The sequence below is a fragment of the Pseudomonas putida genome (assembly GCF_005080685.1).
Classification (GTDB): domain Bacteria; phylum Pseudomonadota; class Gammaproteobacteria; order Pseudomonadales; family Pseudomonadaceae; genus Aquipseudomonas; species Aquipseudomonas putida_V.
The window spans coordinates 3,406,435-3,432,906 of sequence record NZ_CP039371.1 but is presented as its reverse complement, the minus strand read 5'-3'; the positions used below and the strand labels follow the sequence as shown (position 1 = coordinate 3,432,906).

Genomic DNA, 26,472 nt, shown 5'->3' with positions numbered 1-26,472 from the left:
ATGGGGCCGCTTTGCGGCCCGATCGCCGGTAGGCCGGCTCCTACACGGATTGGGTAGGAGCCGGCTTGCCGGCGATCGGGCTGCAAGGCAGCCTCAATTTCTACGGGGTCAGGCCCGCCAGCGGGCAATGCAGCACCAGCTTCGCCCCTCCCAGTTCACTCTCGCCAACCTCCAGCCTGAACCCGTGCAGGTCGACGATCGCCGCAACGATCGACAGCCCCAGCCCGAAACCGGTATGGCGGTGACCTTCCTCGCTGCGATAGAAACGCTTCAACACCGCATCCCGCTCCTCTGCAGGAATCCCCGGCCCACTGTCATCGATGGCGATATGCACGCCGGCTTCGTCCTGGGTGGCGGTCACAGCCACCTGGCCGCCCTCGGGCGTGAACTTGATGGCGTTGCCCATCAGGTTGGCCAGGGCTTCGAACAACAGTTCGCGGTCGCCGTGCAGCGCCCCCAGCCGCTCGGGTTGCTGCAACTGCAGGCGAATGCCGCCATCCTCGGCCAGCGGCAGGTAGAAGTCGTGTAGCTCCACCAGCAGGTCGTGCGGGTCCAGTTGGACGAAGCCGGCGCGGCGCTGGCGGTCTTCCAGCTCGCTGATGCGCAACAGGCCGCGGAAACGCGCCATCAGCGTGTCGGTTTCACCTATTGCCAGATCCAGTGCCTCGGCCTGGGGCGAGTCGATGGGGCTCTGCTGACGGATTCGATAGAGCTGGGCGCGCAAGCGGGTCAGCGGCGTGCGCAGGTCGTGGGCGATGTTGTCGCATACCCCCTTGACCTCGTGCATCAGCCGTTCGATCCGGTCGAGCATGGCATTGACGATGGCCGCCAGCATGTCCAGTTCGTCGCGTCGGGTGGACAAGGGCAGGCGATGGGTGAGGTCGCCTGCGACGATCAGCTCGGCCTGGGCCTGGATTGCCCGGATGCGCTTGAGTGGCCGACGGCGCAGCAGGTACCAGCCAGCAAAGCCAGGGATCAGGGTCAGGGAAATGCCCCACAGCAGGGCGTCGAGGATGATTCGGGTGACCACGAACAGCGAGCCGTTGTCGCGCACCAGTACCAGCCAGCGGCCATCCTGAACCTTGATGGCCACCGCGTCGCAGCTGTCGCGCGGCACATGCGGATCGTCGGCGTCCAGGCAGCGCTTGAGCTCGTGCACCTGGCCGTCCATGCCGAAGCCCGGAGGGATCGCACGGATACGGCCTCCGATCGGGTTGAGTTGGGCATCGAACAGGCCATAGGCGTCGAAAGCCCGTTCCTCGAAGGCCTGGCTTGCGATCAGGGCATCGTCCAGTTGCTTGCCGCTCATGTGCGCGAACAAGTGCTGGCGTTGCAGCATGGAGTGGCGGGTGAGCTTGTTCAGGTAGCTGGACACCTCGAAATACAGCACGCCCATGAGGATGCTGCTCCAGGCCACGAACAGGAAGCTGTACAGCGCCAGCAGGCGGCTGGTCGAGGAACTCCAGCCCTTAGACGGGTTCGGCAATGGCATAGCCGGAGCCCCGAACGGTTCGGATCAGCGGCGACTGGCCGGGTGCGTCGATTTTCTTGCGCAGGCGGCCGATGTGGACGTCGATCAGGTTGGTGCCAGGGTCGAAGTGATAGCCCCAGACTTCCTCGAAGATCATCATCCGGGTGATCACCTGGCCGGCGTGACGCATCAGGTATTCCAACAGCTTGTACTCGGTGGGTAGCAAGTTGAGGGTCTGCTCGCCGCGGCGCGCCTCGTGGCTGATCAGGTCGAGCTCGAGGTCGGCGACCTGCAGCCGGGTCTGGGTCATCGGTACGCTGTTGCGGCGCAGCAGCACTTCGACGCGGGCGGCCATCTCGTCCGAGGCGAACGGCTTGGTCAGGTAGTCGTCACCGCCGGCGCGCAAGCCGCGTACGCGTTCATCGACATCGGAAAGGGCGCTGATCATCAGGATCGGCGTGGCGATCTTCAGGTTGCGCAACGTGGTGACGATGGTCAGGCCATCGACCTCGGGCAGCATGCGGTCCAGGGTGATCAGGTCGTATCCCCCGGAGATAGCCTTGGCCAGGCCCTCGCGGCCGTTGTCGGCCCAATCCACATCCAGGCCGTGGCTGGTGAGTTCGGCGACGATTTCCTGTCCGGTGACGGCGTCGTCTTCGATGGTCAGTACGCGGGGCATGCTGGTTCCTGGGCGGCGAATTGAGATTTGATTGTGCCAAAGAATAGACAAGCGGCGATTTAAGAAAAATTCATCTATCGATCGCGCAAAACAAAACGGGGCATGCCATTGCCTGGCATGCCCCGTTCATAAGCGTGGCGCGAAGCCTCAGGCGACCTTAACGATCCAGCCTGCTGGCGCTTCGACGTCACCGCTCTGGATACCGGTGAGCTCGTTGTAGAGCTTCTGGGTAACCGGGCCGACCTTTTCCAAGTCGTGGAACACGTGCAGCTTGCCGTTGTACTCGATGCCGCCGATCGGGGTGATCACCGCGGCAGTGCCGCAAGCGCCGGCCTCGACGAAGCGGTCGAGCTTGCTGATTTCGACGTCGCCTTCGATCACGGTCAGGCCCAGGCGCGATTGCGCCAGTTCCATCAGCGACAGGCGGGTGATGCCTGGCAGGACCGAGGCCGACTTGGGCGTGACGAACTCGTTGTTGGCGGTGATGCCGAAGAAGTTGGCCGAGCCGACTTCCTCGATCTTGGTGTGAGTCAGCGGGTCCAGGTAGATGGCGTCGGCGAAGTTGGCCTTCTTGGCCTCGGCGCCTGGCTGCAGGCTGGCCGCGTAGTTGCCACCGACCTTGGCTGCGCCGGTGCCTTGAGGGGCGGCACGGTCGAAGCTGGAGATCTGGAAGTTGTGTGGCTTCATGCCACCTTTGAAGTACGAGCCAACCGGGATGGCGAAGACCGAGAAGATGAATTCGGGAGCGGTGCGCACGCCGATGTTGTCACCGGTGCCGATCACGAACGGACGCAGGTAGAGGGCGCCTTTGCCGTGTGGCGGGACGAATTTCTCGTTGGCCTTGACCACTTGCTTGCACGCTTCGATGAACACATCGGTCGGCACCTGTGGCATCAGCAGGCGGGCGCAGCTGCGCTGCATGCGGGCGGCGTTCTGGTCAGGGCGGAACAGGTTGATCGAGCCGTCCTTGCAACGGTAGGCCTTGAGGCCTTCGAAGCATTGCTGGCCATAGTGCAGGGCGGTAGAGCCTTCACTGATGTGCAGCACGTTGTCTTCGGTCAGGGTGCCGTTGTCCCACTCACCATTGCGCCATACGGACAGGTAGCGCTTGTCGGTCTTGATGTAGTCGAAACCCAGCTTGTCCCAGTTAATGCTCTCGTTACTCATGACACCCTCGATTGTCTTGCAGATGCCCGATGGCTCGGGCGACTGTTATATGCGCACCTCGCCACGATAATACATCCGCCGCGGATCGGGAACGGCCAGTCATGAATTGGCTTCGATTGGGAGGGTTTCCGAGGGCGGGGAGTGCGGTCGGCAGGCGGCCAGATTTGTAGTGGTTTCGCGATCGAGCGCCGCGCGGGGGGCGCATCGCGACGCGTGCGCTGGAGGGTTGCAGTGCCGCTTAAATCGAGCGCCGCCCGCGCGGCGCATCGCGACGCAAGGCCGCTCCCACATTTGTTGCAACGTGCCACTGTCTGTCAGGCCATGGTTGTTCGCCTTTGGGGACAACACAAATATCTCGCCGGGCCCATCAGGCTGACAACCATGGCTTATCAGACAGTGGCACGTTGCAACAAATGTGGGAGCGGCCTTGCGTCGCGATGCGCCGCGCGGGCGGCGCTCGATCTCAGCCTCCCTGCAATGCTCGCGCCCTGCACCTGAACCTCTCAGCACCGAAACAGGGCCCAGCTGCGCCCCTCCAAAGTGCGCCCTAGGCGCCCACGCCCCATGCCAGAGCCATCGCCGCAAATGTTTCATCTTCCTTCACCTGCGAAGTTGGCCCGCAACCTGCTATATCCCGCTAGCGAATTTGATCGAGTGGTCAGCCTGAAACGTCCTTGCGGAACCGTGCAGCTGACTCTCTAAACGGCCGTCAGGCCACGGATTATCAGGGGCCGCAGGATGTCGCAGGCGGAGCACATCGAACCACCGGAACACGCTGCAGGCTGGAGCGCGCACCTGCAGTTGCGCTTCGTCGCGCGCGATGGCGTGACCCGCCTTGGTGCGCGGCGTCATTTCGGACCTCTTTTGGTGCAGCGCCCGTTCTACCCGGAAGGTGCGCCTTGTCACGTTTATGTTCTGCATCCCCCGGGCGGCATCGTCGCGGGCGACCGGCTCGAGCTGGATATCCACCTCGAGCCGGGCAGTCATGCGCTGCTCACCATGCCTGGTGCCAGCAAGTTCTATCGCAGCATCGGCCCCACCGCGCGGCTGACGCAGCGCTTTCATCTGCAAGCCGGCAGCACCCTCGAATGGCTGCCGCAGGACAGCATCTTTTTCAATGGCGCCCGCGCCAGCCTCGACAGCCGGTTCACCCTCGAGCCCGGCGCCCGTCTGCTGGCCTGGGAAACCTTGTGCCTGGGACGCCCCGTGATGAACGAGCGTTTCGACCAGGGCGCCCTGGACAGCCGCCTGCAAGTCGAACTCCCTGAAGCCCCCGGCCTGCACGAGCGTCTGCGTATCGAAGGCGGGCAACTCGGCAAGCTGGCCGGACACCCGCTGCTCGCCACCTTTTGCGCCACGCCTGCCGATCAGGCCGTACTGGACCAGGTGCGGCTGCTACTCGACGATCTGGCCATCCCTGCCGGCGCCACGTTGCTCGGCCCACTGCTGGTGATCCGCCTGCTCGACCACGACAACCAACATCTGCAACACACCCTGCAGCGCCTTTGGCACGTATTGCGCCCGGCCGTCCTCGGTCTGCCTGCGTGCCCGCCGCGCATTTGGGCCACTTGAGAGAGCGCCATGGAGCTGACCCCGAGAGAGAAAGACAAACTGCTGCTGTTCACCGCCGCGCTGCTGGCCGAACGGCGCCTGGCCCGTGGCCTCAAGCTCAACTACCCGGAGGCGGTGGCGTTGATCAGCGCGGCGGTGCTCGAAGGCGCCCGCGATGGTCGCACCGTCGCCGAGCTGATGAGCATGGGCCGCGAGGTGCTCGGCCGCGAGCAAGTGATGGAAGGCGTTGCCGAGATGCTCCACGACGTGCAGGTCGAAGCCACCTTCCCCGATGGCACCAAGCTGGTGACCGTGCATGACCCTATCGTTTGATCCGGCCCAGGAGCCCAGCATGATCCCAGGAGAAATCCAGGTCGCCGCCGGCGACATCGAACTCAATGTCGGTCGCGAAACGGTCAGCGTCAGCGTGGCCAACCATGGCGACCGACCCGTGCAAGTCGGTTCGCATTACCACTTCTTCGAGGTCAACGACGCGTTGGTGTTCGAGCGCGAACCGACCCGCGGCTTTCGCCTGGACATCCCGGCTGGCACCGCGGTGCGTTTCGAGCCGGGACAGTCGCGTACCGTGCAACTGGTGGCCTACGCCGGCAAGCGCGAGGTCCACGGCTTCCAGGGCAAGGTGATGGGCGCGCTGGAGGGCAGGGCATGAGCCGTATTTCCCGCCGGGCATACGCCGACATGTTCGGCCCCACCGTTGGCGACCGCGTGCGCCTGGCCGATACCGCGCTGTGGGTGGAGGTCGAAAAGGACTTCACGATCTACGGCGAAGAGGTCAAGTTCGGCGGCGGCAAGGTCATCCGCGACGGCATGGGCCAGGGCCAGATGTTGTCCGCCGAGGCCATGGACCTGGTGCTGACCAACGCGCTGATCATCGACCACTGGGGCATCGTCAAGGCCGACATCGGCGTCAAGCAGGGCCGCATCGCCGCCATCGGCAAGGCCGGCAACCCCGACGTGCAGCCGGGCGTGACCGTGCCGGTAGGGCCGGGCACCGAGGTGATCGCCGCCGAAGGCAAGATCGTCACCGCAGGCGGCATCGATTCGCACATTCACTTCATCTGCCCGCAGCAGGTCGAGGAAGCGCTCACCAGTGGCGTCACCACCTTCATCGGTGGCGGCACCGGCCCGGCCACCGGCACCAACGCCACCACCTGCACGCCGGGGCCTTGGTACCTGGCGCGGATGCTCCAGGCCGCCGACACCCTGCCGATCAACATCGGTCTGCTGGGCAAGGGCAACGCCTCGCGCCCAGAGGCGCTGCGCGAGCAGATCGCCGCCGGCGCGGTGGGCCTGAAGCTGCATGAGGACTGGGGTTCGACCCCGGCGGCGATCGACTGCTGCCTGGGTGTGGCCGAGGAAATGGACATTCAGGTGGCGATCCACACCGACACCCTCAACGAGTCCGGCTGCATCGAGGACACCCTGGCGGCCATCGGCGATCGCACCATCCATACCTTCCACACCGAAGGTGCTGGTGGCGGCCACGCCCCGGACATCATCCGCGCGGCGGGGCAGGCCAACGTGCTGCCGTCCTCGACCAACCCGACCCTGCCGTACACGGTCAACACCGTCGACGAGCATCTGGACATGCTGATGGTCTGCCATCACCTGGACCCGAGCATCGCCGAGGACGTGGCCTTCGCCGAGTCGCGCATCCGCCGTGAAACCATTGCCGCCGAGGACATCCTCCACGACATGGGCGCCTTCGCCATGACCTCGTCCGACTCGCAGGCCATGGGCCGGGTTGGCGAAGTGGTGCTGCGCACCTGGCAGGTGGCCCACCAGATGAAGCTGCGCCGCGGCCCCCTGGCCCCGGATGGCGCCTACAGCGACAACTTCCGGGTCAAGCGCTACATCGCCAAGTACACCATCAATCCCGCGTTGACCCATGGCATCGCCCATGAAGTCGGCTCGGTGGAAGTGGGCAAGCTGGCTGACCTGGTGCTCTGGGCGCCGGCGTTCTTCGCGGTCAAGCCGGCGCTGGTGATCAAGGGGGGGATGATCGCGACCGCGCCCATGGGCGACATCAATGGCTCCATCCCGACCCCGCAGCCGGTGCACTACCGGCCGATGTTCGGCGCCCTTGGCGCCGCCCGTCATGCCACGCGCATGACCTTCTTGCCCCAGGCGGCCATGGACCGTGGCCTTGCCGAGGAGCTGGGGCTGCGCAGTCTGATCGGCGTGGCCCACGGCTGCCGCCGGGTGCGCAAGGCCGACATGCTGCACAACACCCTGCAGCCGGTGATCGAGGTCGATTCGCAAACTTATCAGGTGCGCGCCGATGGCGAACTGCTGGTCTGCGAGCCGGCCAGCGAGCTGCCGCTGGCCCAGCGTTATTTCCTGTTCTGAAGGAGAGAAGATGATTGTTCTGAACCGCCGCATCGACGCCGCCGAGCGCGTCGACGGCACCGTCACCCTGGATGTCGACAGCCGCATCAAGAGCCGTCTGCGCGTGACCCTCGACGATGGCCGCGAGGCAGGGCTGATGCTCGAGCGCGGGCACCTGTTGCGCGGTGGCGAGTTGCTCGCCGATGCCAGCGGCAGCCTGGTCGTGCAGGTGCTCGCCGCGCCTGAGGCGGTGTCCACGGTGCGCTGCGACGATCCGCACCTGCTGGCTCGTGCTGCCTATCACCTGGGCAACCGCCATGTGCCGTTGCAGATCGAGCCGGGCCTGCTGCGCTACCAGCAGGACCACGTACTCGACGACATGGCGCGTGGCCTGGGCCTGACGGTGGAGGCCGAGCAGGCACCCTTCGAGCCCGAAGCTGGCGCCTACCAGAGCGCGCCACACAGCCATAACCATAGCCACGGCCACGACCACCCGTTCGTGCGCCTGCCGTCCCACGCCTGATCTGCCTTGCATGGAGTCCATGATGAAAAAGACTTTCGCCCTTGTCCTGCTGATGGTCGCGCTGCCGGCCTTTGCCCACCCCGGTCACGACGCCAATCCGCTGCACGATGGCCTGCTGCACCCACTGACTGGCCTTGATCACCTGCTCATGCTGCTGGGTACTGGCGTGTTGGCCGCGCTGACCCGGCGCAACCTGGCTTTGCCGCTGGCGACCCTGGCGGCCATGTTCGCTGGCGCCGTGTGCGGCCACCTGTTCGGTGACGTGCTGGGCATGGAAAGCATGATCGCCGTGTCGGTCTTGGTCGCTGCCGCCGCCGTGCTGTTGCCCAGCCGACAACTGTTGCTGGCGCTCGCCATGCCGGTGTTCGCCCTGTTCCATGGCTGGGCCCACGGTGTGGAAGCGACACCTAGCGCGTTCTGGCAGTTCAGCGCTGGCTTTGTCACCGTCAGCGGCCTGTTGTTGCTAGCCGGCTTCGCCGTCGGTTGCCTGCTGCGCCGCCACAGCGGTCTGCAAAAGGCCTTCGGTGGCGGCCTGCTGGCCGGCGCTGCCATGGTGCTGGCCGGTTGATGAACAGCGACCTGGCACTGCTGCGCTTGCTGCAGCTGGCCAGCCCCGGCCTGCCGGTCGGTGGCTTCACCTATTCGCAGGGGCTCGAGTGGGCCGTGGAGGCGGGCTGGGTGCGTGACACGGCTGGCTTCGCCGCCTGGCAGCGCGAGCAGGTGCGCGACACCCTCGTCTACCTCGACTGGCCGGTGCTGGCGCGCCTGTATCAGGCCTGCCAGGCAGGCGATGCCGAGGCCTTCGCGCGCTGGAGCCGGTTTCTCCTGGCCAACCGCGAAACCGCCGAGCTGCGCCTGGAAGAGCAACAGCGCGGCGCGGCCTTGGCGCGGATGATCGATGGCTGGCAATTGGGCCAGGACCCGGCCTGGCGCGCCAGCCTGGCGTTGACCCAGTTGGCTGGTATGGCCTGGCTGGCCGCGCATTGGTCGATTCCGTTGCGTCAGCTCGCCCTGGGCCATGCCTTTGCCTGGCTCGAAGGTGCGGTGATGGCCGGCGTCAAGCTGGTGCCATTCGGCCAGCAAGCCGCGCAGACCCTGCTACGCGATCTGGGCGCCGAGCTGCCCGGCGTGCTCGACCAGGCCTTGGCCCTCGGCGACGACCAGCTTGGTGGTGGCCTGCCGTTGCTGGCCATCGCCTCGTCACGACACGAAACTCAATACACCCGTTTGTTCCGTTCTTGAGGACTGCCTTCATGCAAAACTATCAGCAACCCCTGCGCGTCGGTGTCGGCGGCCCGGTCGGCTCCGGCAAGACCGCGCTGCTCGAAGCCCTGTGCAAGGCCATGCGCGATCACTACCAGATCGCCGTGGTCACCAACGACATCTACACCAAGGAAGACCAACGCATCCTCACCGAAGCCGGTGCGCTGGAACCCGAGCGCATCGTCGGCGTCGAGACCGGCGGCTGCCCGCATACCGCCATCCGCGAAGATGCTTCGATGAACTTGGCGGCGGTGGAAGATCTGGCGCGCAAGTTCGGTAACCTGGAAGTCATCTTCGTAGAAAGTGGCGGCGACAACCTGAGTGCCACTTTCAGCCCGGAGCTGGCCGACCTGACCATCTACGTGATCGACGTCGCCGAAGGCGAGAAGATCCCGCGCAAAGGCGGCCCGGGCATCACCAAGTCCGACTTCCTGGTGATCAACAAGACCGACCTGGCCCCTTATGTGGGAGCTTCGCTGGAAGTGATGGAGCGCGACACCCAGCGCATGCGTCCGCAGCGCCCCTGGACGTTCAGCAACCTGAAGAAAGGCGAGGGGCTGCAGGCGGTGATCGACTTCATCGTCGAGCGCGGCATGCTCGGCGTCAGGGGGTAAATACCTCGACGCGGTTGCGACCGCTCTGCTTGGCCTTGTAGAGCTGTTCGTCGGCCTGCTTGAGCAGGGTTTCGGCCAATTCGGTTTCAGGTTGGCGGCAGGCCACGCCGATCGACAGGGTCAGGCGGCCGACGTGGGGTGTGTCGGCCTGCTCGACCGCTTCGCGGATGCGTTCGGCAATGCGCCGGGCATCGGCGAGCTTTGTGTCGGGCAGAAGCATGGTGAATTCTTCGCCGCCGACCCGGCAGGGCAGGTCCTCATGACGAGAGCGCTGACGCAGCAGCTCGGCGAGGTGTTGCAGCACCTCGTCGCCGGCATCGTGGCCGTAGGTGTCGTTCACGCGCTTGAAGTGGTCGATGTCCAGCGCCAGCACAGCGAAATCGCGCTGGCCCTCCATCAGTATGTCGAGGGCTGCTTGAAGCGCTCGACGGTTGGGCAGCCCGGTGAGCGCGTCGCTTTCTGCCTCTTGGCGCAGCTTGCCGAAGCGCTCCTGCAGCAGTTGCTCGCCGGTCAGCAGGGCGCTGCGAATGGCGGCGGCCTCGGCATACCAGGCGTCGATGCGCTTGAGGTTCGCCTCGGTGTGATTCGAAGTAAAGTGCCTGGCGGCATGGGCGAGATGGCGCAGAGGTTTGGTCAGGTACTGAGTCAGCCAGAACATCAGCAGCAGGCCGATCGCACTGGTCGGCAGCACGTATAGCGCCACTTTCTGCATGAGTTCGCGCAAGGGCGCCAGGGCCACTTCGCGGGGTTGCTGGGCGACCACCGCCCATTGCGCATCAGCCACTGGGGCGAAGCCTGCGAGCATCGGGATGCCGATGTAGTTTGGCGCATCCAGATTGCCGGTTTCGCCGCGCAGCGCCGCTTCGATGGTCGGGCTGCCGCTGGCGACGCTGCCGATGAGTGCATGGTCCGGGTGGTACAGCAAGCGCCGGTTGGCGTCGGCGACGAACGCATAGGAGCCATTGTTCTGGTAATGAGCGCCGATCACCGTGTGCAGTTCGCTTTCCTTCTTGAGGAATACCGAGCCGCCGACCAGGCCCAGGTAGGTGCCGTCGGTTGCCAGGATGGGTTCGGAGATGAACACCACCAGATCGCCTCCGCGCGAGGTGTAGGCGTTGCTGATGTGCGACTTGCGTGAATCCACGGCCTGGAGGATCTCGGACGAGCTCTGGCGACTGCTGGCGATCTGGCGAATGTCCGGGTAGGCCGCGAGGATACGGCCTTGGGCATTGACGATGACGATCGAGTTGAAGTCCAGGTCCTGGGCCTGCAGCCGCCGTGCTTCGGCGACGCGCAGCTCGGCGTCGGGCATGCCGGTTGCCAGTAGCGTGGCGCTGTAGCGCAGGTGGTCGCGTGCTGACTTTATGAACGCATTCATGCTCGAGGCCACCTTGCTGGCATAGGCCTGGTTGGCCTGCAGGCTCGATTGCACCAGGGCGGTCTGTTGCACCCGGTAGGCCACGTAGAGGGTGTTCGCCAGCGTCGCCAGGCAGGCCAGCAGGACCATGCCCAGAATCAGGGGGCGTAGTTGGAACAAGCGGCGGCGGTTGGCCATAAACAGTCGTCGGCTCGTGGGGGACGGCTGAAGTATGGCCGGTTTCCGGAAAACCGCCGCAGCTTCCTGGTACTAGCGATGACAGCAATGTGGCGTGGCAGCTTGGCCCTCGTAGCGGTCGTGGTGGCGAACCCAGTCCATGGTGCCATCCTCGTTGCGCCCTAGCGGGGCCAGGTCGAGGAAGTTGTAGGTATTGACGAGGATGTCCAGGCCGCGGGCATAGGTCGAATAGGTGTGATACAAGCTGCCATCGGTGTCTCGGTAGAAGGCGCTCAGCCCGGGCAGTTCGCTTTCGTTGCCGGTGTACGGGGCGTAGTTGTATTGCCGGGCGCCTTCGTTGCCGACGCTGACGCCGAAGTCCTCGTTGAAACGGCTACCGTGTGACGAGTACCAAGGGAAGCGCCAGCCCATGCGTTGGCGAAACGCCTGGAATTCGGCGAAGGGCGCCCGGGAGACCGCCACCAGGGAAATGTCGTGGTTGGCCAGGTGCAGGTTGGCGCCGTCGAAGTGGTCGGCCAGGAACGAGCATCCGGGGCAACCTTCGCTCCAACCTTCGGCGAACATGAAGTGATAGACCAGCAGTTGGCTGCGGCCGATGAACAGGTCCGCGAGGCTGAGTTCGCCGTCAGGGCCGTGGAACCGGTAAGGCTGCTCGATCTTGACCCAAGGCAAGGCCTGGCGGGCGGCGGCCACTTCGTCGCGTTGATGGGTGAGGGCTTTTTCGTGCAGCCACAGCTGGTAGCGGGCGGCCAGCCACTCGGCGCGGGAGGCGATGGGGTGTTGGGTGCTCATGATGCTGACTCCGCGAGGGGGATTCAGCTTTTGGTCGATTGGATGGGGTAGGGGATCGACAGGGCAGCGGTGGGGCTGACGAGTGGTTGGGGGCGTGGGGGCGTTGCGTTTCTGGAGGCGTGCGCTTGAGTTGTGCAGTGCCGCACACATCGAGCGCCGCCCGCGCGGCGCTTCGCGGGGCAAGCCCGCTCCCACATCTGTTTCGGGCCAATCATGTCTGCTAGGCCATTGTTGTCAGTCTGGTGGGGCCGGCACGATATTTGTGGTGCCGCCAAAGGCGGACAACCATGGCCTGACAGACAGTGGCACGTTGCAACAAACTGTGGGAGCGGGCTTGTCCCGCGAAGCGCCGCGCGGGCGGCGCTCGATGTGTGCGGCACTGCACAACCCAAGCGCACGCTTCGCGAAGCATGCCCTCACCCCTGTCTATCACCGATCAGCGCCCACAACCGCGGGTCCTCGAAATCCTCGATCACCAACCCAGCCCCCGCCGCCAGCAACCGCTCTTCGCTCTGGGTCGTGGCCAGCCCCACGGTGAAGATCCCTGCCGCACTGGCCGCACGCACTCCCGGCAGCGAATCCTCGAAGGCCAGGGCCTGCTCGGCCATGGCGCCCAATCGGTGCAAACCCGTGAGGTACGGCAAGGGATCGGGCTTGGGTCGCGCCAGCTCTTCAGCCACCAGCACATGCTCGAAGCGCGTGCCCAGGCCCATGGCCTCGAGCATGTGCTCGGCATTCAGGCGCGGGGCGTTGGTCACCACGCACATGCCCAGCGCCTGTGCCTCGGCATGCGCCAGCAAGCGCAACAGCCCGGGCATCGGCGAGAGCACCGGGGCCAGTTCGCGGAACAGCGCCTCCTTGCGCTCGGCCAGGGCCACGCACTCGGCGGCACTGGCGGCGGGGAACAGCTCGGCGAACAAGGCGCCATTGGCCCGGCCGCTGACCTGCGCATCGAATTGCGCCTGGGTCAGTTCGCGGCCGTCATAGTCATGCAGCAACTGGCGAAAGGCCTGCAAATGCAGGGTATCGGTATCGGTCAGGGTTCCATCGAGGTCGAACAGCAGGGCGGTCAGCATCAGGCATCCAGGCAAGAAAAACACAACACCCCACGATGATAACCAAAGCAGGCGATAAAGGGGGCTGTTCAGTGTGCCCCGAAAAGAGTACAAATGTACTCCATGGACACCCTTACCCCAAAACGCCGGGCAATCCTCGGCTTCATCCGCGAGCGCATCGCCGATCATGGCCAGCCGCCGAGCCTGGCCGACATCGCCACGCGCTTCGGCTTCGCCTCCCGCAGCGTGGCGCGCAAGCACATCACGGCGCTGTGCCAGGCCGGCTACATCGACGTCACGCCCAACCAGGCGCGCGGCATCCGCCTGGCCGAGCCTTTGCGGCGCCCGGAAATCCTCGAAATCCCGGTGCTGGGCCAGGTCGCAGCCGGTGCGCCGATCGGCCCCGACCTGGGTATTCACGAGCAATTGCTGCTCGATCCCAGCCTGTTCCGGCGTACCCCGGACTACCTGCTCAAGGTGCGCGGCGACTCGATGATCGATGACGGCATCTACGATGGCGATCTGGTGGGTATCCTCCAGCAAGCCGACGCACGTGACGGCCAGATCGTGGTCGCCCGGCTGGATGGCGAGGTCACCATCAAGCGTTTGCAGCGCCAACCCGGCGGCTACCGGCTGTTGCCACGTAACCCAGCCTATGCCCCGATCGAAGTCGGCCCGGAGCGCGACTTCTGCATCGAAGGCGTGTTCTGTGGCCTGTTGAGGCGTGACTGATGGGCGCGGTCGTCGACCTCGATCGGCTGCTCGACCAGCGCCAGGTATGGCGTGGTCGGCAAGCCCAGACGCGGCCACAGGGGCTGCAGCCCACCGGCCATGCCGAGCTCGACGAGCGCTTGCCCGATGGCGGCTGGCCTGCGGCTGCGCTGACCGAACTGCTGCTGGCCAGCCCAGGCTGCGGCGAACTGCAACTGCTCTGGCCATCGTTGGCGCGGCTAAGCGCCGACAACGGTCGGGTAGTGCTGGTGGCGCCTCCCTTCATCCCCTACGCGCCGGCCTGGCAGGCGGCGGGCGTGGACCTGCGCTGGCTGGTGCAGGTGGAGGCCGGGCAGGCCGATGCCCTGTGGGCCGCCGAACAGTGCCTGCGCTCCGGGAGTTGCGCTGCGGTGCTGTGCTGGCCGGAGCGTGCCGACGACCGCGCGTTGCGGCGCCTGCAGGTGGCGGCCGAAACCGGGCAGGCCCTGGCTTTCGCCTGCCGCCCGCAACAGGCGGCGCACAATCCGTCACCGGCTGCGTTGCGCATCGCCATCGATACCCGCCCGGCGCAATGGCGGGTGCTCAAGTGCAAGGGTGGCCTGCCGCCGGCTGGGGCCATCCCCTGCCCAGGGCGGGGCTGATGGCGCATGCTCTGGGCCTGTATTCTCCTGCCGCAGCTGGCGCTCGACTCGGTCCTGCGCGAGCGCCCCGACCCCGATAGCCCACTGGTACTGGTCAACGGGCCGACCCAGCGCCGCGTCCTGCAGGCGGTCAACCCGGCCGCCCAGGCCTTGGGCCTGCGTGCGGGGCAGACGCTCACCGCAGCCCGCGCCCTGGCCGATGGCTTCGCCTGCGTCGAGGTAGAGCCGGCTCGTATCGAGCAATTGCAACAGCTGCTGGCGGCGTGGGCCTACCGCTACAGCGCCCAGGTCAGCCTGCATTACCCCGCGCCTTGCTGCTGGAGGTGGGCTCGAGCCTGCAATTGTTCGGTCCTTGGCCTGCCTTCGAGGCACGGCTGCGCCAGGAACTGGCTGCGCTGGGGTTGCGCCAGCGCATCGTGCTGGCCACCAACCCGGTTGCCGCACGCATGCTTGCCAATGGTCACGATGGCCTCGCCCTGACGTGCCCGCAGCGGACCCGCGAGGCGTTGGCAGGTATGCCCATCGAGCGCGTCGGGCTACCGCATGACGCCGCCGAGGCCCTTTCACGCATGGGGCTGCGCCGGCTGGGTGAGGTCCTGGCCTTGCCCCGCGATGCCCTGGCCAAACGCTTTGCCGCCCAGGTGCAGTTGCACCTGGACCAGTTGCTTGGCCAGCGCAGCCTGGGGTTGGACTTCTACCAGCCGCCGGATCGCTTCGAGGCCCGGCTTGAATTGAATTTCGACGTCGAGTCGCATCAGGCGCTGTTGTTCCCGCTGCGCCGTCTGCTCAATGACCTGGCGGCCTTCCTGGCCGGGCGCGACTGTGGCGTGCAGCGCTTTTGCCTGCATTTGGAGCATGCCGAGGGGCCAGACACCTTGCTCAAGGTCGGGCTGCTGGCGGCCGAACGCGATGCGGCGATGCTGTTCGAGCTGGCACGAGGGCGGCTCGAGCCCCTGCAGATACCGGCACCGGTGCGCAATCTGCGCCTGGTGGCCGACGACCTGCCGGCGTTCGTGCCGCAGCACAAGGCCCTGTTCGACCCGCGTGCCCAGCAGTTGCAGCCCTGGGAGCAGTTGCGCGAGCGCCTGCGGGCACGGCTGGGCGATGACGCCGTCAAGGGCCTGCGCGCCGAAGCCGATCACCGCCCCGAGTGTGCCTGGCAGGCCACGGAGCGGGGCGGTCTGGGCGCATTGCCGGTACTGCCGGGCAGTCGCCCAGGCTGGTTGTTGCCGGCACCGCTGGCGTTGGGCGAGGGCGGTCATCGCCTGCTTGGGCATGCCGAACGGATCGAGTCCGGTTGGTGGGACGGTGGCGATGTGCGGCGCGATTACTACCGCATCGAAACCCGCGAAGGCTTGCGCGGCTGGGCCTATCGCGACCTCGCAGCGCCCGGGCCGCTATGGCTGCAAGGGTGGTTCGCATGAGTGGCGAGGGGTATGCAGAGCTGCACTGCCTGTCCAACTTCAGCTTCCAGCGCGGCGCCTCGAGCGCCGACGAATTGTTCCTGCGCGCCCGGGAGCAAGGCTACCAGGCCCTGGCGATCACCGACGAATGCACCCTGGCCGGCATCGTGCGCGCCTGGCAGGCGGCCAAGACGCACGGGCTGCGGTTGATCGTCGGCAGTGAAATGCGTGTGCACGGCGGCGCGAAGCTGGTCCTGCTGGTGGAGAACCTGACCGGCTACCAGAACCTCTGTGCATTGATCACCCGGGCCCGGCGTCGAGCCGAAAAGGGCGACTACCAATTGCTGCCGGACGACCTGCAAGCACATCACCAAGGCCTACTGGCGCTGTGGGTCGCCGACCCCGACAGCGATGTCAGCGCAGGCCGCACCCTGCTGGCGCTGTTCGGCGAGCGCTTGTGGCTGGCCGTGCACATGCACCGCGGTAGTGACGACCCGCAACGCCTGGCGCGCTTGCGTGCGTTGGCGGCGCAGTTGGGCATTCGCGCCGTCGCCTGTGGCGATGTGCACATGCATGTGCGGGGGCGCCGCGCCCTGCAGGACTGCATGGCCGCTTTGCGTCAGCATTGCGCGGTGGCCGAGGCGGGGCGCTTCCTGTTCGCCAATGGCGAGCGCCACTTGCGCAGCCGCGAGCAACTGGCCGAGCTGTATGCGCCAGACTTGTTGGCCGAGACCCTGGTGATCGCCGAGCGCTGCCAGTTCGACCTCAGTGAGCTGAAATATCAGTATCCCCGCGAACTGGTGCCCGAGGGGTATACGCCAGCCAGCTGGTTGCGTGAATTGTGCCTGCGCGGCTTGCCCCTGCGCTGGCCGCAGGGGGCAAGCGACAAGGTGCGCGAGGTGCTCGAAGGCGAGCTGGCGCTGATCGAGGAACTGGGTTACGAAAGTTACTTTCTCACCGTCCACGATATCGTCGCCTACGCGCGCAGTGAGCATATCCTCTGCCAGGGCCGTGGCTCGGCGGCCAACTCGGTGGTGTGCTTCGTGCTGGGCATCACCGAACTCGACCCCATGCAGCATCGCCTGTTGTTCGAGCGCTTCCTGTCCCGCGAGCGCAACGAGCCGCCGGATATCGACGTGGACTTCGAGCATGACCGGCGCGAGCAGGTGATCCAGTACGTGTTTCGCCGCTATGGCCGGCATCGCGCCGCCCTTACTGCGGTGGTCAGCACCTATCACGCCGCTGGCGCGGTACGCGATGTGGCCCGTACCCTGGGGCTGCCCGCCGATCAGGTCGATGCCCTGGCCAAATGTTGCGGGCGCTGGAGCGATCGGATTCCCGATGCGTCGCGGCTGGCGGAGGCCGGTTTCGAGGCGGACAGCCCCTCGTTGCGGCGCATCCTGGTGCTGGCGGGGCAGTTGATCGGTTTCCCCCGGCACCTGTCGCAGCACCCAGGCGGTTTCGTCATCAGCGAACAGCCGCTCGATCGGCTGGTGCCAGTGGAAAATGCGGCGATGGCCGAGCGTACGGTCATCCAGTGGGACAAGGACGACCTCGACATGGTCGGCCTGCTCAAGGTCGATGTGCTGGCCCTGGGTATGCTCAGTGCCTTGCGCCGCTGTTTCGAACTGGTGCACCGCCATCGTGGGAGGCAGTTGACCCTGGCCAGCATTCCCGCCGAGTGCCAGGCCACCTACGCGATGATCAGCCGCGCCGAGACCATGGGCGTGTTCCAAATCGAGTCGCGGGCGCAGATGGCCATGCTGCCGCGGCTCAGGCCGCAGACCTTCTACGACCTGGTCATCGAGGTGGCGATCGTGCGCCCCGGGCCGATCCAGGGCGACATGGTTCATCCCTACCTGCGTCGGCGCCTGGGCGAGGAGCCGGTAAGCTACCCGTCACCGGCGCTCGAGGCGGTGTTCGAGCGGACCCTGGGCGTGCCGTTGTTCCAGGAACAGGTCATGGAGCTGGCCATGGTCGCCGCTGACTACAGCCCTGGCGAAGCCGACCAGTTACGCCGCAGCATGGCCGCCTGGAAGCGCCACGGCGGCCTCGAGCCGCACCGCCTGCGCCTGATCCAGGGCATGTTGCGCAATGGCTACGAACAGGCCTTCGCCGAGCGGATCTTCGAGCAGATCAAGGGGTTCGGCAGCTATGGTTTCCCCGAGTCCCACGCCGCCAGTTTCGCCTTGCTGTGCTACGCCAGCAGTTGGCTCAAATGCCACGAGCCGGCGATCTTCACCTGTGCACTGGTCAACAGCTGGCCAATGGGCTTCTACAGCCCCGACCAGTTGCTGCAGGAAGCGCGCCGCCAGGGGATACAGGTGCACCCGGTGGATGTGTTGCACAGCGAGTGGGACTGCACCCTGGAGCCCGACCCTGGCGGCGACCTGTCGATCCGCCTGGGGCTGCGGCAGATCCGCGGCTTTGCCGAGGATGACGCGCGGCGCCTGGAGCAGGCGAGGGCGCAGCGCCCCTGGCGCGATGTCGAGGACCTGTGCCTGCGTGCCGGGCTCGACGGCCGTGCCCGCGCCCGCCTGGCCGATGCGGGTGCCTTGCGCGCCCTGGCGGGTAATCGCCACCAGGCGCGCTGGCAGGTAGCGGCGGTGCAAGCGCAATTGCCGTTGTTCGCGCAGGTCGAACCGGTGGCGGAAGTCGCGGTGGCGTTACCCGCCCCCTCGGTCGCCCAAGACCTGTTCGCCGACTACCACACCCTGGGCACCACGTTGGGGCCGCATCCGCTGACACTGCTGCGTGCTCGCCTACGTGCGCTGGGCTGTCGCAGTTCGACGGAGCTTGCCGGGCTGGCGCATGGCGATAACATCGCGGTGGCAGGCCTGGTGGTCGGCCGCCAGCGCCCTCAGACCGCCAGCGGGGTGACCTTCGTGACTCTCGAAGATGAGTTCGGCATGCTTAACGTAGTGGTCTGGCGTGACCTGGCCGAGCGCCAGCGGCAGGCGCTGGTGGGCTCGCAACTGCTCAAGGTGAGCGGGCGGCTGGAGCAGGAGAATGGGGTGCGTCATTTGATAGCGCGGCGCTTGGAGGATATCAGCCCGTTGCTTCAGGGGCTGGATGTGCGCAGTCGGGATTTCCACTGAAGTCACGGGCCTCATCGCCGGTAAAGCCCATGCTGGCGATGAGGCTGGCGCGATCGATCAGACCATCGCCAGGCGCTGCTTGCGCGTCGGCGCCGGGAACGCCCGGTCGATGGCGCGCAGATCCTCGCAGGTCAAGGTCAAGGCGGCGGCCGCCGCATTCAGGCGCACGTGTTCGGGCGAGACCGCCTTGGGGATGGCGATCACATCCTTGTCACGGGTCACCCAGGCCAGGCTCACCTGCGCCGGGGTGGCGCCATGGCGCTCGCCGATCTCGGCCAGCGCCGGATGGTGCAGCAACTGGCCCGCCTGGGCCAGCGGGCAGTAGGCCATGGTCGGCAAGGCATGGTTGCGGCTCCACGGCAGCAGGTCGAATTCGATACCGCGCTGCGCCGGGTTGTATAGCACCTGGTTGGTGGCGCACGCCGGGTGATGCAGTTCGCGCAGGTCATCGGTATCGAAGTTGGACACACCCCAATGGCGGATCTTGCCTTGCTCGCGCAGGCGTTCGAAGGCTTCGACGGTTTCCTCCAGCGGGTACTGGCCCCGCCAGTGCAGCAGGTACAGGTCGATGCAGTCCGTGCCCAGGCGCACGAGGCTGCGTTCGCATGCGGCAGGCACACCGCGCCGGCTGGCGTTGTGCGGGTAGACCTTGCTGACCAGGAACACTTGGTCGCGGCGCCCGGCGATTGCTTGGCCGACCACCACTTCGGCACCGCCCTCGGCGTACATCTCGGCAGTGTCGATCAGGGTCAGGCCCTGATCGACACCCTGTTGCAGGGCCTTGACCTCGGCGGCCTTGCGGCCAGGGTCTTCGCCCATGTACCAGGTTCCCTGGCCGATGGCCGGAACCTGGGTATCTGCCAGTTTCACGTAGCGCATGTCACCTCCGGTATACGGGTATGGGTAAGCAGGACTTCCAACAGCGCCTGCGCGGCGGTGGAAAGTGTATGGTCGCTCAACGCGATCACGCCGATACGTCGCTCGACGGTCGGTTCTACCAGTTTCACGCAACGTGCGCCCAGCTCCTGCATCTGGTTGATGCACAGCGCCGGTACCGCGCTCACGCCCAGGCCACTGGCGACCATGCGGCCGACGGTCGCCAGCTGATGGCTTTCGAAGGCTACCGTGAGCTTGCCGTGGCGCGCGGCGACGTTCTGCTCCAGCAGCAGGCGCACCGCCGAAGGCCGCTGCAGGGCGACGAAATCTTCGGCCAGCAGCTGCGTCCAAGTCGTCTGGGGCAGTTGTGCCAGCGGGGAGTCGGCAGGCACCACCGCGACGAAACGGTCGTTGTACAGCGGATGAAAGTGCAGCCCCTCGGTGTTGTCCGGTTCGAAGCCGATGCCCAGTTCGACGCGGCGGTGGCGCACCAGTTCCAGCACCTGCTCGTTGATCACGTCGTGGACGGTGACGTTGACCTTTGGGTAGTGCTGGCGAAACACCTTGAGCCCATGGGGCAAGAGGTTGCCGGCGAAGGCCGGCATCGCCGCCACCGAAACCCGGCCCAGTTGCAGGGTGAAGCGCTGGCGCAGCATTTCCTCGGTGTCGTCCCAGTCGGCCAGCAGACGCCTGGCCAGCGGCAGCAAGACTTCACCCTCGGTGGTGAGGCTGACGCTGCGAGTGGTGCGGGTGAGCAGGGCACCGCCGAGGTTTTCCTCCAGGGCCTTGATGGTCAGGCTCAGCGCAGGTTGCGAGACGTGCAGGTGCTCGCCCGCCTGGGCGAAGCTCTGGTATTTGGCCACGGTGACGAAGGCACGCAGTTGCTTGACGTTCATGGCAGGCCCAATCGTTGTTTTGTAAAAATTATCAATCGATGATTAAAACAAAATTAACAAATCAGTCGCCAGCGGTGAAGATGCCTGCACACGCTCACCGACAGCCTCGTCGGTTAAACAACTACAAAAGGCGGATCAGCATGGCCGGACTGGACAAGCGCGTAGCAACCTATGAAGAGGCCCTCGAAGGCCTGACCGACAACATGACAGTGCTGGCCGGTGGTTTTGGCCTGTGCGGCATCCCCGAAAACCTCATCGCCGAAATCAAGCGCCGTGGCGTGAAGGGCCTGACGGTCGTGTCCAACAACTGCGGCGTCGACGGCTTCGGCCTGGGCGTGCTGCTCGAGGATCGGCAGATCCGCAAGATGATCGCCTCCTACGTGGGCGAAAACGCCGAGTTCGAACGTCAGTTGCTCAGCGGCGAACTGGAAGTGGAACTCACCCCGCAAGGCACTCTGGCCGAGAAAATGCGTGCCGGTGGTGCCGGCATCCCGGCCTTTTTCACTGCCACCGGCTATGGCACGCCAGTTGCCGAAGGCAAGGAAGTGCGTGAATTCAGCGGGCGCCAGTACATCCTCGAAGAATCCATCACGGGTGACTTCGCCATCGTCAAGGGCTGGAAGGCCGACCACTACGGCAACGTGGTGTACCGCAACACCGCGCAGAACTTCAACCCGCTGGCTGCCACCGCCGGCAAGATCACCGTGGTCGAGGTCGAGGAAATCGTCGAGCCCGGTGTGCTGCTGCCCAGCGAGATCCACACCCCCGGCATCTTCGTCGACCGGGTGATCGTCGGCACCTTCGAAAAACGTATCGAAAAGCGCACCGTCAAGGCCTGAGCGCCATCCATCAGAACAACAAAGAGATCCTGACCATGGCACTGACCCGCGAACAGATGGCTCAACGCGTTGCCCGCGAACTCAAGGACGGTTACTACGTCAACCTCGGCATCGGCATCCCGACCCTGGTGGCCAACTACGTGCCCGCCGACATGGACGTGATGTTGCAGTCGGAAAACGGCCTGCTCGGCATGGGCGAGTTCCCCACCGAAGGCACCATCGATGCCGACATGATCAACGCCGGTAAACAGACCGTCACCGCCCGCCGCGGCGCCTCGATCTTCGATTCGGCCCAGTCGTTCGCCATGATCCGGGGTGGCCATGTCGACCTGACCGTACTGGGTGCCTTCGAGGTCGATGTGCAAGGCAACATCGCCTCGTGGATGATTCCCGGCAAGCTGGTCAAGGGCATGGGCGGGGCGATGGACCTGGTGGCCGGTGCCGAGAACATCATCGTCACCATGACCCACGCCTCCAAGGATGGCGAGTCCAAGCTGCTGCCCCAGTGCAGCCTGCCGCTGACCGGCGCCGGTTGCATCCGCAAGGTGCTGACCGACCTCGCTTACCTGGAAATCGAAGACGGCGCTTTCATCCTGCGCGAGACCGCACCGGGCGTGAGCGTTGAAGAGATCATCGAAAAGACTGCGGGCAAGCTGATCGTGCCTGACGATGTGAAGGAAATGACCTTCTGATTACACAAGCCGCAGGCTAACCCTGTGGGAGCGGGCTTGCCCGCGAATGCGTCGGTGAATTCACCCTCGCATTCGCGGGCAAGCCCGCTCCCACAGGGTTTTTGTGTTTAGCTCCAATCTGCGTTCAAACCGATAAGACCAATAAAAGGAAGATGTTGTGGCCGCTGAAATTCAAGACAGCCGCTCCGCCCGCTTTGCCCTGCGCTGCTCCAATTGGGCAGAACGCTGGTTCCCCGACTCCTGGGTGTTCGCCGCCCTCGCCGTACTGCTGGTATGCATCGGCGCCCTGGCCATGGGCGCCAAGCCCCTCGACACCGCCAAGGCCTTCGGCGATGGCTTCTGGAGCCTCATCCCGTTCACCATGCAGATGGCCTTCGTGGTCATCGGCGGCTATGTGGTGGCCAGCTCGCCGCCCGCGGCGCGGCTGATCGACCGGCTGGCACGCATCCCGCGCAATGGCCGCTCGGCAGTGTGCTGGGTGGCGCTGATCTCGATGCTCGCCTCGTTGCTCAACTGGGGCCTGTCGCTGGTGTTCGGCGGGCTGCTGGTTCGGGCCCTGGCGCGCCGCACCGACCTTAAGATGGACTACCGCGCCGCGGGTGCTGCCGCTTATCTGGGCCTCGGTGCCGTGTGGGCACTGGGCCTTTCCTCCTCGGCAGCGCAACTGCAGGCCAACCCGGCCAGCTTGCCACCGTCGATCCTGTCCATCACCGGTGTGATCCCGTTCACCGAGACCATCTTTCTCTGGCAGTCTGGCGTGATGCTGGCGGCCCTGGTAATCGTCTCTCTGGTGATCGCCTACGCCACCGCACCCGGCCCGAACAGTGCGCGCAGCGCCCAGGACTGCGGCGTCGATCCGAGCTTCACCGCGCCACCGGCGCCCAAGCGTACGCGCCCGGGCGAGTGGCTGGAGCACAGCCCGTTGCTGATCCTGCTGCTGGTGGCTCTGGCTGGGGGCTGGCTGTACCAGGAGTTCGCCACCAAGCCTGCGATCACCGCAATTTCCGGGCTGAACACCTACAACCTGCTGTTCATCATGCTCGGTGCCTTGCTGCACTGGCGCCCGCGCAGCTTCCTCGACGCCGTGGCTCGCGCCGTGCCGACCACCACCGGGGTTCTGATCCAGTTCCCGCTGTATGGCTCGATCGCGGCCATCCTCACCCAGGTCAAGGGGCTCGACGAGCAGACCCTGGCCCACCATATCTCGCTGTTCTTCACCCAGATCGCTACGCACGACACCTACGCCGTGCTGATGGGCGTCTATTCGGCCGTGCTGGGCTTCTTCATTCCCTCGGGAGGCGGCAAGTGGATCATCGAAGCGCCCTACGTGATGCTGGTGGCCAACGACCTGCAATATCACCTGGGCTGGGCGGTGCAGATCTACAATGCGGCCGAGGCCTTGCCGAACCTGATCAACCCGTTCTACATGCTGCCGTTGCTGGGCGTGCTGGGGCTCAAGGCGCGGGATCTGATCGGCTTCTCGTTCGTGCAGTTGCTGGTGCACGTACCTTTGGTGCTGCTGCTGTTGTGGGCGCTGGGGACCACGTTGCAATATGTGCCACCGGTAATGCCATGAATGGGTATGTGGTGTGTTGATGGTCGGTACGCTTAAGGTGGACGGCGCTGTGTAGATCGAGCGCCGCAACCCTCCAGCCCTACACCCGCGGCATCCCCGTTACAGGTTTTGTAATAGTTTCGCGCTATCTGGAAAACCTGCTGTGCTTGTAGCATCACCTTCCCAATTGTCTATCAAGGTCTATATGAGCACCTTCGCGGAGCCCCCCAGTTCCCGGCCGTCCTGGCCAACCTTCCCCCGTCTTCGTGACGTCACCCTCGTGAGTACCCGCTAATGGAATGGCTAGCCGACCCCACGGCCTGGCTGGGCCTGCTGACGCTTATCGTCCTCGAGCTGGTGCTGGGTATCGACAACCTGGTGTTCATCGCCATCCTCGCCGACAAGCTGCCGCCGCATCAGCGTGACCGCGCGCGGGTGATCGGCCTGAGCCTGGCATTGATCATGCGCCTCGGCCTGCTGGCCAGTATCTCGTGGATGGTCACCCTGACCGCGCCACTGTTCGAGGTGTTCGACAAGAGCTTCTCCGGCCGTGACCTGATCATGCTGTTCGGTGGTGTGTTCCTGCTGTTCAAGGCCACCATGGAGCTGCACGAACGGCTGGAGGGGCATCTCACCCAGGCCAGCGGCCCGGTGCGGCATGCTGCGTTCTGGCCGATCGTGGCGCAAATCGTGGTGCTCGATGCGGTGTTCTCGCTCGATGCAGTCATTACCGCGGTGGGCATGGTCGAGCACTTGTCGGTGATGATGATCGCGGTGATCTTCTCGATCGGCATCATGATCGTCGCCAGCAAGCCGCTGACCCGCTTCGTCAACGCCCACCCCACGGTGATCATGCTGTGTCTGGGCTTCCTGATGATGATCGGCTTCAGCCTGACCGCCGAAGGCCTGGGCTTCCACATCCCCAAAGGCTACCTGTACGCGGCCATCGGCTTCTCGCTGCTCATCGAGCTGTTCAACCAGCTGGCCCGCGCCCGCCGCAAGCGCAGCCTGCAGCAGCACAAGCCGCTGCGTGAGCGTACCGCGCACGCCGTGTTGCGTCTGCTGGGCGGCCGTCGGGTCGAGGCCGACGAGGTGGGTGAGGACATTGCCGACCTGGTCGAAGGTGGCGAAGAGCAGGTGCTGTTCGATCGTCGTGAGCGGGTGATGATCAGTGGTGTGTTGAACCTGGCCGAACGGCCGATCCGCACGGTGATGACCGCCCGCGCCGAGGTCGACGTGATCGATCTGGCGCAGCCGCCAGAATCCATCACCGAGGCTCTGGCCAACTCGCCGTACTCACGCCTGCCGCTGATCCGCGATGGCCGTATCGACGAGCCCCTGGGCTTCATGCACAAGAAGGAACTGCTCAAGGAGTTGCTTACCGGCAGTGAGCCGGAACTCGAGCGCATGGTCCGGGCGCCCCTGAACCTGCTGGAGAGCTTCAGCATTCTCAACGCTCTGGAACAGATGCGCAGCCAGTCGACGCACATCGCCTTCGTGGTCAACGAATTCGGCGACTTCACCGGCCTGCTGACCATGACCGACATTCTCGAGTCGATTGCCGGTGAACTGCCGGACGCCAGCGAGGTGGAGGGCCCGGCAATCGTGGAGGAGGGCGACGAGTTTGTCGTCAGCGGTGCCCTCAACCTGAGCCAGGTCCAGGCGCGCACGGGCTTCGCCGCCCGGGCCACCGAGGACTACCAGACCCTCGCGGGCCTGGTGATGAGCCTGCTCGATCGCCTGCCGATGGTCGGCGACCGCCTGGCCTGCAACGGCTGGACCTTGACCGTCGTGGCGGTAGAGGAACGGCGGGTGCGCCAGGTGCGCCTTACACCGAGCGCCGACGTTGACGCAGCAGGTGCTTGATGCCTTCGAGCACCAGCACCAGCACCGCGGCCCAGATCGGCAGGTAGGTCAGCCACTGATCCGCGGCGATGGTTGCGCCGAGCAGCAGCGACACGCCCACCAGCAGTACCGGCTCGACATAGCTGAGCAGGCCGAACAGGCTGAAGGGCAGTTGGCGGCTGGCGAGCACGTAGGCGATCAGGGCGAGTGCGCTGATCGCCCCCAGCAGCGGAATCAGGCCGTAAAGGCCCGGATGCGCTGCCAGGTCGGCGCCGGAAAGCGGCCCCTGGATGACGAAATACAACGCCCATGGCAGCAACAGGCACATGTCGCACCATAATCCACCCAGGTGGTCGGTGCGGCAGCGCCGGCGCAGTACGAAGTAGACCGGGTAGCCGGTCATCACCAGCAGGGTTTCCCAGGCGAAGCTGCCATGCTGGTACAACTCGTGCCCCACGCCCAGGGCGGCGCAGCCCACCGCGACGGTCTGCAGGCGCGACAGGCGCTCGCCATAGACCAGCCGCCCGGTCAGGACCATGGCCAGTGGCAGCAGGAAGTAACCCATGGAGACTTCCAGGCTGCGCCCATGCAGCGGTGCCCACAGGAACAGCCACAGTTGCACGCCCATCAGCCACGAGGTGCCGACCATCCCCAGCAACAACATCGGCGCCTGACGCACGCGCCCCAGCAGCCCGCCGACCAGCTTCCAGTCCTTGCTCAGCAGCATGAACAGGGTCAGGCAGGGCAGCGTCAAGAGAATACGCCAGCCGAAAATTTCCTCACCGTCCAACGGGGTGAGCAAGGAGGTATAGCCGTACATCACAGCGAACAAGCAGGACGCCAGGACCGATGAAATAATGCCTTTTGACACGAATGCCTCTGAACCAGGGAGATGAG

24 protein-coding genes and 1 pseudogene are annotated in these 26,472 nt (G+C 65.4%); 16 read left to right on the top strand and 9 right to left on the bottom strand.

Annotation, left to right across the window (positions count from 1 at the left end; translation table 11 throughout):
* Positions 1 to 100 precede the first annotated feature (100 nt).
* From E6B08_RS15645 to E6B08_RS15635, 3 genes are all read right to left on the bottom strand, one after another.
* Positions 101 to 1,492 carry a sensor histidine kinase gene (locus E6B08_RS15645; RefSeq protein ID WP_136914873.1) on the bottom strand — a complete coding sequence of 464 codons (1,392 nt, stop codon included), beginning with the start codon at positions 1,490 to 1,492 and terminating at the stop codon, positions 101 to 103.
* Positions 1,470 to 2,150, bottom strand: a complete 681-nt coding sequence (locus E6B08_RS15640; protein ID WP_136914872.1) for a response regulator transcription factor — start codon at positions 2,148 to 2,150, stop codon at positions 1,470 to 1,472. The genes E6B08_RS15645 and E6B08_RS15640 overlap by 23 nt, the downstream gene beginning before the upstream one ends.
* A gap of 147 nt (positions 2,151 to 2,297) precedes the next feature.
* The gene (locus E6B08_RS15635) at positions 2,298 to 3,317 is read right to left on the bottom strand and encodes a branched-chain amino acid aminotransferase (RefSeq protein WP_136914871.1); all 1,020 of its coding nucleotides are present in this window, start codon (positions 3,315 to 3,317) and stop codon (positions 2,298 to 2,300) included.
* A 738-nt stretch (positions 3,318 to 4,055) separates the two neighbouring features.
* On the opposite strand from E6B08_RS15635, the gene E6B08_RS15630 reads away from it, so the two are divergent.
* From E6B08_RS15630 to ureG, 8 genes are read left to right on the top strand one after another with little or no spacing between them, the layout of a single operon-like run.
* Positions 4,056 to 4,889 carry an urease accessory protein UreD gene (locus tag E6B08_RS15630; RefSeq protein ID WP_136914870.1) on the top strand — a complete coding sequence of 278 codons (834 nt, stop codon included), beginning with the start codon at positions 4,056 to 4,058 and terminating at the stop codon, positions 4,887 to 4,889.
* A gap of 9 nt (positions 4,890 to 4,898) precedes the next feature.
* Positions 4,899 to 5,201: an urease subunit gamma gene (locus E6B08_RS15625; RefSeq protein ID WP_136914869.1), complete on the top strand. Its 303-nt coding sequence runs from the start codon at positions 4,899 to 4,901 to the stop codon at positions 5,199 to 5,201.
* A 19-nt stretch (positions 5,202 to 5,220) separates the two neighbouring features.
* On the top strand, positions 5,221 to 5,538 hold the full coding sequence (locus E6B08_RS15620) for an urease subunit beta (protein ID WP_136917413.1): 318 nt from the start codon (positions 5,221 to 5,223) through the stop codon (positions 5,536 to 5,538).
* Entirely contained in the window at positions 5,535 to 7,238 is a 1,704-nt protein-coding gene (gene ureC / locus E6B08_RS15615; RefSeq protein WP_136914868.1) for an urease subunit alpha, read from the top strand. Before E6B08_RS15620 ends, ureC begins: the two co-directional genes overlap by 4 nt.
* Before the next feature lie 10 nt (positions 7,239 to 7,248).
* Entirely contained in the window at positions 7,249 to 7,740 is a 492-nt protein-coding gene (ureE, locus tag E6B08_RS15610; RefSeq protein ID WP_136914867.1) for an urease accessory protein UreE, read from the top strand.
* A gap of 22 nt (positions 7,741 to 7,762) precedes the next feature.
* Positions 7,763 to 8,308 carry a HupE/UreJ family protein gene (locus E6B08_RS15605; RefSeq protein ID WP_136914866.1) on the top strand — a complete coding sequence of 182 codons (546 nt, stop codon included), beginning with the start codon at positions 7,763 to 7,765 and terminating at the stop codon, positions 8,306 to 8,308.
* Positions 8,308 to 8,982: an urease accessory protein UreF gene (locus E6B08_RS15600; RefSeq protein WP_136914865.1), complete on the top strand. Its 675-nt coding sequence runs from the start codon at positions 8,308 to 8,310 to the stop codon at positions 8,980 to 8,982. Before E6B08_RS15605 ends, E6B08_RS15600 begins: the two co-directional genes overlap by 1 nt.
* 11 nt (positions 8,983 to 8,993) lie before the next feature.
* Positions 8,994 to 9,617, top strand: coding sequence for an urease accessory protein UreG (gene ureG / locus E6B08_RS15595; RefSeq protein WP_136914864.1), 624 nt, complete (start codon positions 8,994 to 8,996; stop codon positions 9,615 to 9,617).
* Here the strand turns inward: ureG and E6B08_RS15590 are convergent.
* The 3 genes from E6B08_RS15590 to E6B08_RS15580 all read right to left on the bottom strand — a co-directional run bounded on the left by E6B08_RS15590 (position 9,607) and on the right by E6B08_RS15580 (position 13,040).
* The gene (locus E6B08_RS15590) at positions 9,607 to 11,172 is read right to left on the bottom strand and encodes a sensor domain-containing diguanylate cyclase (RefSeq protein WP_136914863.1); all 1,566 of its coding nucleotides are present in this window, start codon (positions 11,170 to 11,172) and stop codon (positions 9,607 to 9,609) included. The two genes, ureG and E6B08_RS15590, sit on opposite strands and share 11 nt — an antisense overlap.
* 72 nt (positions 11,173 to 11,244) lie before the next feature.
* Positions 11,245 to 11,964 carry a DUF899 domain-containing protein gene (locus E6B08_RS15585; protein ID WP_136914862.1) on the bottom strand — a complete coding sequence of 240 codons (720 nt, stop codon included), beginning with the start codon at positions 11,962 to 11,964 and terminating at the stop codon, positions 11,245 to 11,247.
* Between the two features lie 416 nt (positions 11,965 to 12,380).
* Positions 12,381 to 13,040, bottom strand: coding sequence for an HAD family hydrolase (locus E6B08_RS15580; RefSeq protein WP_136914861.1), 660 nt, complete (start codon positions 13,038 to 13,040; stop codon positions 12,381 to 12,383).
* Between the two features lie 93 nt (positions 13,041 to 13,133).
* On the opposite strand from E6B08_RS15580, the gene lexA reads away from it, so the two are divergent.
* The 4 genes and pseudogenes from lexA to E6B08_RS15560 all read left to right on the top strand — a co-directional run bounded on the left by lexA (position 13,134) and on the right by E6B08_RS15560 (position 18,872).
* Entirely contained in the window at positions 13,134 to 13,751 is a 618-nt protein-coding gene (gene lexA / locus E6B08_RS15575; protein WP_192938539.1) for a transcriptional repressor LexA, read from the top strand.
* A complete protein-coding gene (gene imuA, locus E6B08_RS15570) occupies positions 13,751 to 14,371 on the top strand; it encodes a translesion DNA synthesis-associated protein ImuA (protein WP_192938538.1) in 621 nt (206 codons plus the stop codon). The genes lexA and imuA overlap by 1 nt, the downstream gene beginning before the upstream one ends.
* Positions 14,372 to 14,377: 6 nt before the next feature.
* Positions 14,378 to 15,795 (top strand): annotated as a pseudogene (locus E6B08_RS15565) (Y-family DNA polymerase).
* Positions 15,771 to 18,872: an error-prone DNA polymerase gene (locus E6B08_RS15560; RefSeq protein WP_202877470.1), complete on the top strand. Its 3,102-nt coding sequence runs from the start codon at positions 15,771 to 15,773 to the stop codon at positions 18,870 to 18,872. Before E6B08_RS15565 ends, E6B08_RS15560 begins: the two are co-directional and overlap by 25 nt.
* 57 nt (positions 18,873 to 18,929) lie before the next feature.
* Here the strand turns inward: E6B08_RS15560 and E6B08_RS15555 are convergent, their stop codons facing one another.
* Positions 18,930 to 19,751, bottom strand: coding sequence for an aldo/keto reductase (locus tag E6B08_RS15555; protein WP_136914857.1), 822 nt, complete (start codon positions 19,749 to 19,751; stop codon positions 18,930 to 18,932).
* Complete coding sequence (locus E6B08_RS15550) at positions 19,739 to 20,644, bottom strand: LysR family transcriptional regulator (protein WP_136914856.1); 906 nt, start codon at positions 20,642 to 20,644, stop codon at positions 19,739 to 19,741. The genes E6B08_RS15555 and E6B08_RS15550 overlap by 13 nt, the downstream gene beginning before the upstream one ends.
* A 140-nt stretch (positions 20,645 to 20,784) precedes the next feature.
* Here E6B08_RS15550 and E6B08_RS15545 point away from each other — a divergent pair, with 140 nt between their 5' ends.
* From E6B08_RS15545 to E6B08_RS15530, 4 genes are all read left to right on the top strand, one after another.
* Positions 20,785 to 21,483 (top strand): CoA transferase subunit A, encoded by a 699-nt coding sequence (locus tag E6B08_RS15545; protein WP_136914855.1) that lies wholly within the window; start codon positions 20,785 to 20,787, stop codon positions 21,481 to 21,483.
* 35 nt (positions 21,484 to 21,518) lie between these two features.
* Positions 21,519 to 22,175: a CoA transferase subunit B gene (locus tag E6B08_RS15540; protein ID WP_025339254.1), complete on the top strand. Its 657-nt coding sequence runs from the start codon at positions 21,519 to 21,521 to the stop codon at positions 22,173 to 22,175.
* Positions 22,176 to 22,332: 157 nt separating this feature from the next.
* Entirely contained in the window at positions 22,333 to 23,751 is a 1,419-nt protein-coding gene (locus E6B08_RS15535; RefSeq protein ID WP_136914854.1) for a short-chain fatty acid transporter, read from the top strand.
* 273 nt (positions 23,752 to 24,024) lie between these two features.
* On the top strand, positions 24,025 to 25,596 hold the full coding sequence (locus E6B08_RS15530) for a TerC family protein (protein ID WP_136914853.1): 1,572 nt from the start codon (positions 24,025 to 24,027) through the stop codon (positions 25,594 to 25,596).
* Here the strand turns inward: E6B08_RS15530 and rarD are convergent.
* A complete protein-coding gene (gene rarD / locus E6B08_RS15525) occupies positions 25,559 to 26,446 on the bottom strand; it encodes an EamA family transporter RarD (protein ID WP_136914852.1) in 888 nt (295 codons plus the stop codon). The two genes, E6B08_RS15530 and rarD, sit on opposite strands and share 38 nt — an antisense overlap.
* Between the last annotated feature and the right edge of the window lie 26 nt (positions 26,447 to 26,472).

What these genes read in the sequence shown, in the direction of transcription:
- E6B08_RS15645 (WP_136914873.1), bottom strand. Translation starts at nt 1,492, where the DNA reads ATGCCATTGCCGAACCCGTCTAAGGGCTGGAGTTCCTCGACCAGCCGC.
- E6B08_RS15640 (WP_136914872.1), bottom strand. Translation starts at nt 2,150, where the DNA reads ATGCCCCGCGTACTGACCATCGAAGACGACGCCGTCACCGGACAGGAA.
- E6B08_RS15635 (WP_136914871.1), bottom strand. Translation starts at nt 3,317, where the DNA reads ATGAGTAACGAGAGCATTAACTGGGACAAGCTGGGTTTCGACTACATC.
- E6B08_RS15630 (WP_136914870.1), top strand. Translation starts at nt 4,056, where the DNA reads ATGTCGCAGGCGGAGCACATCGAACCACCGGAACACGCTGCAGGCTGG.
- E6B08_RS15625 (WP_136914869.1), top strand. Translation starts at nt 4,899, where the DNA reads ATGGAGCTGACCCCGAGAGAGAAAGACAAACTGCTGCTGTTCACCGCC.
- E6B08_RS15620 (WP_136917413.1), top strand. Translation starts at nt 5,221, where the DNA reads ATGATCCCAGGAGAAATCCAGGTCGCCGCCGGCGACATCGAACTCAAT.
- ureC (WP_136914868.1), top strand. Translation starts at nt 5,535, where the DNA reads ATGAGCCGTATTTCCCGCCGGGCATACGCCGACATGTTCGGCCCCACC.
- ureE (WP_136914867.1), top strand. Translation starts at nt 7,249, where the DNA reads ATGATTGTTCTGAACCGCCGCATCGACGCCGCCGAGCGCGTCGACGGC.
- E6B08_RS15605 (WP_136914866.1), top strand. Translation starts at nt 7,763, where the DNA reads ATGAAAAAGACTTTCGCCCTTGTCCTGCTGATGGTCGCGCTGCCGGCC.
- E6B08_RS15600 (WP_136914865.1), top strand. Translation starts at nt 8,308, where the DNA reads ATGAACAGCGACCTGGCACTGCTGCGCTTGCTGCAGCTGGCCAGCCCC.
- ureG (WP_136914864.1), top strand. Translation starts at nt 8,994, where the DNA reads ATGCAAAACTATCAGCAACCCCTGCGCGTCGGTGTCGGCGGCCCGGTC.
- E6B08_RS15590 (WP_136914863.1), bottom strand. Translation starts at nt 11,172, where the DNA reads ATGGCCAACCGCCGCCGCTTGTTCCAACTACGCCCCCTGATTCTGGGC.
- E6B08_RS15585 (WP_136914862.1), bottom strand. Translation starts at nt 11,964, where the DNA reads ATGAGCACCCAACACCCCATCGCCTCCCGCGCCGAGTGGCTGGCCGCC.
- E6B08_RS15580 (WP_136914861.1), bottom strand. Translation starts at nt 13,040, where the DNA reads ATGCTGACCGCCCTGCTGTTCGACCTCGATGGAACCCTGACCGATACC.
- lexA (WP_192938539.1), top strand. Translation starts at nt 13,134, where the DNA reads ATGTACTCCATGGACACCCTTACCCCAAAACGCCGGGCAATCCTCGGC.
- imuA (WP_192938538.1), top strand. Translation starts at nt 13,751, where the DNA reads ATGGGCGCGGTCGTCGACCTCGATCGGCTGCTCGACCAGCGCCAGGTA.
- E6B08_RS15560 (WP_202877470.1), top strand. Translation starts at nt 15,771, where the DNA reads ATGGCTGCAAGGGTGGTTCGCATGAGTGGCGAGGGGTATGCAGAGCTG.
- E6B08_RS15555 (WP_136914857.1), bottom strand. Translation starts at nt 19,751, where the DNA reads ATGCGCTACGTGAAACTGGCAGATACCCAGGTTCCGGCCATCGGCCAG.
- E6B08_RS15550 (WP_136914856.1), bottom strand. Translation starts at nt 20,644, where the DNA reads ATGAACGTCAAGCAACTGCGTGCCTTCGTCACCGTGGCCAAATACCAG.
- E6B08_RS15545 (WP_136914855.1), top strand. Translation starts at nt 20,785, where the DNA reads ATGGCCGGACTGGACAAGCGCGTAGCAACCTATGAAGAGGCCCTCGAA.
- E6B08_RS15540 (WP_025339254.1), top strand. Translation starts at nt 21,519, where the DNA reads ATGGCACTGACCCGCGAACAGATGGCTCAACGCGTTGCCCGCGAACTC.
- E6B08_RS15530 (WP_136914853.1), top strand. Translation starts at nt 24,025, where the DNA reads ATGGAATGGCTAGCCGACCCCACGGCCTGGCTGGGCCTGCTGACGCTT.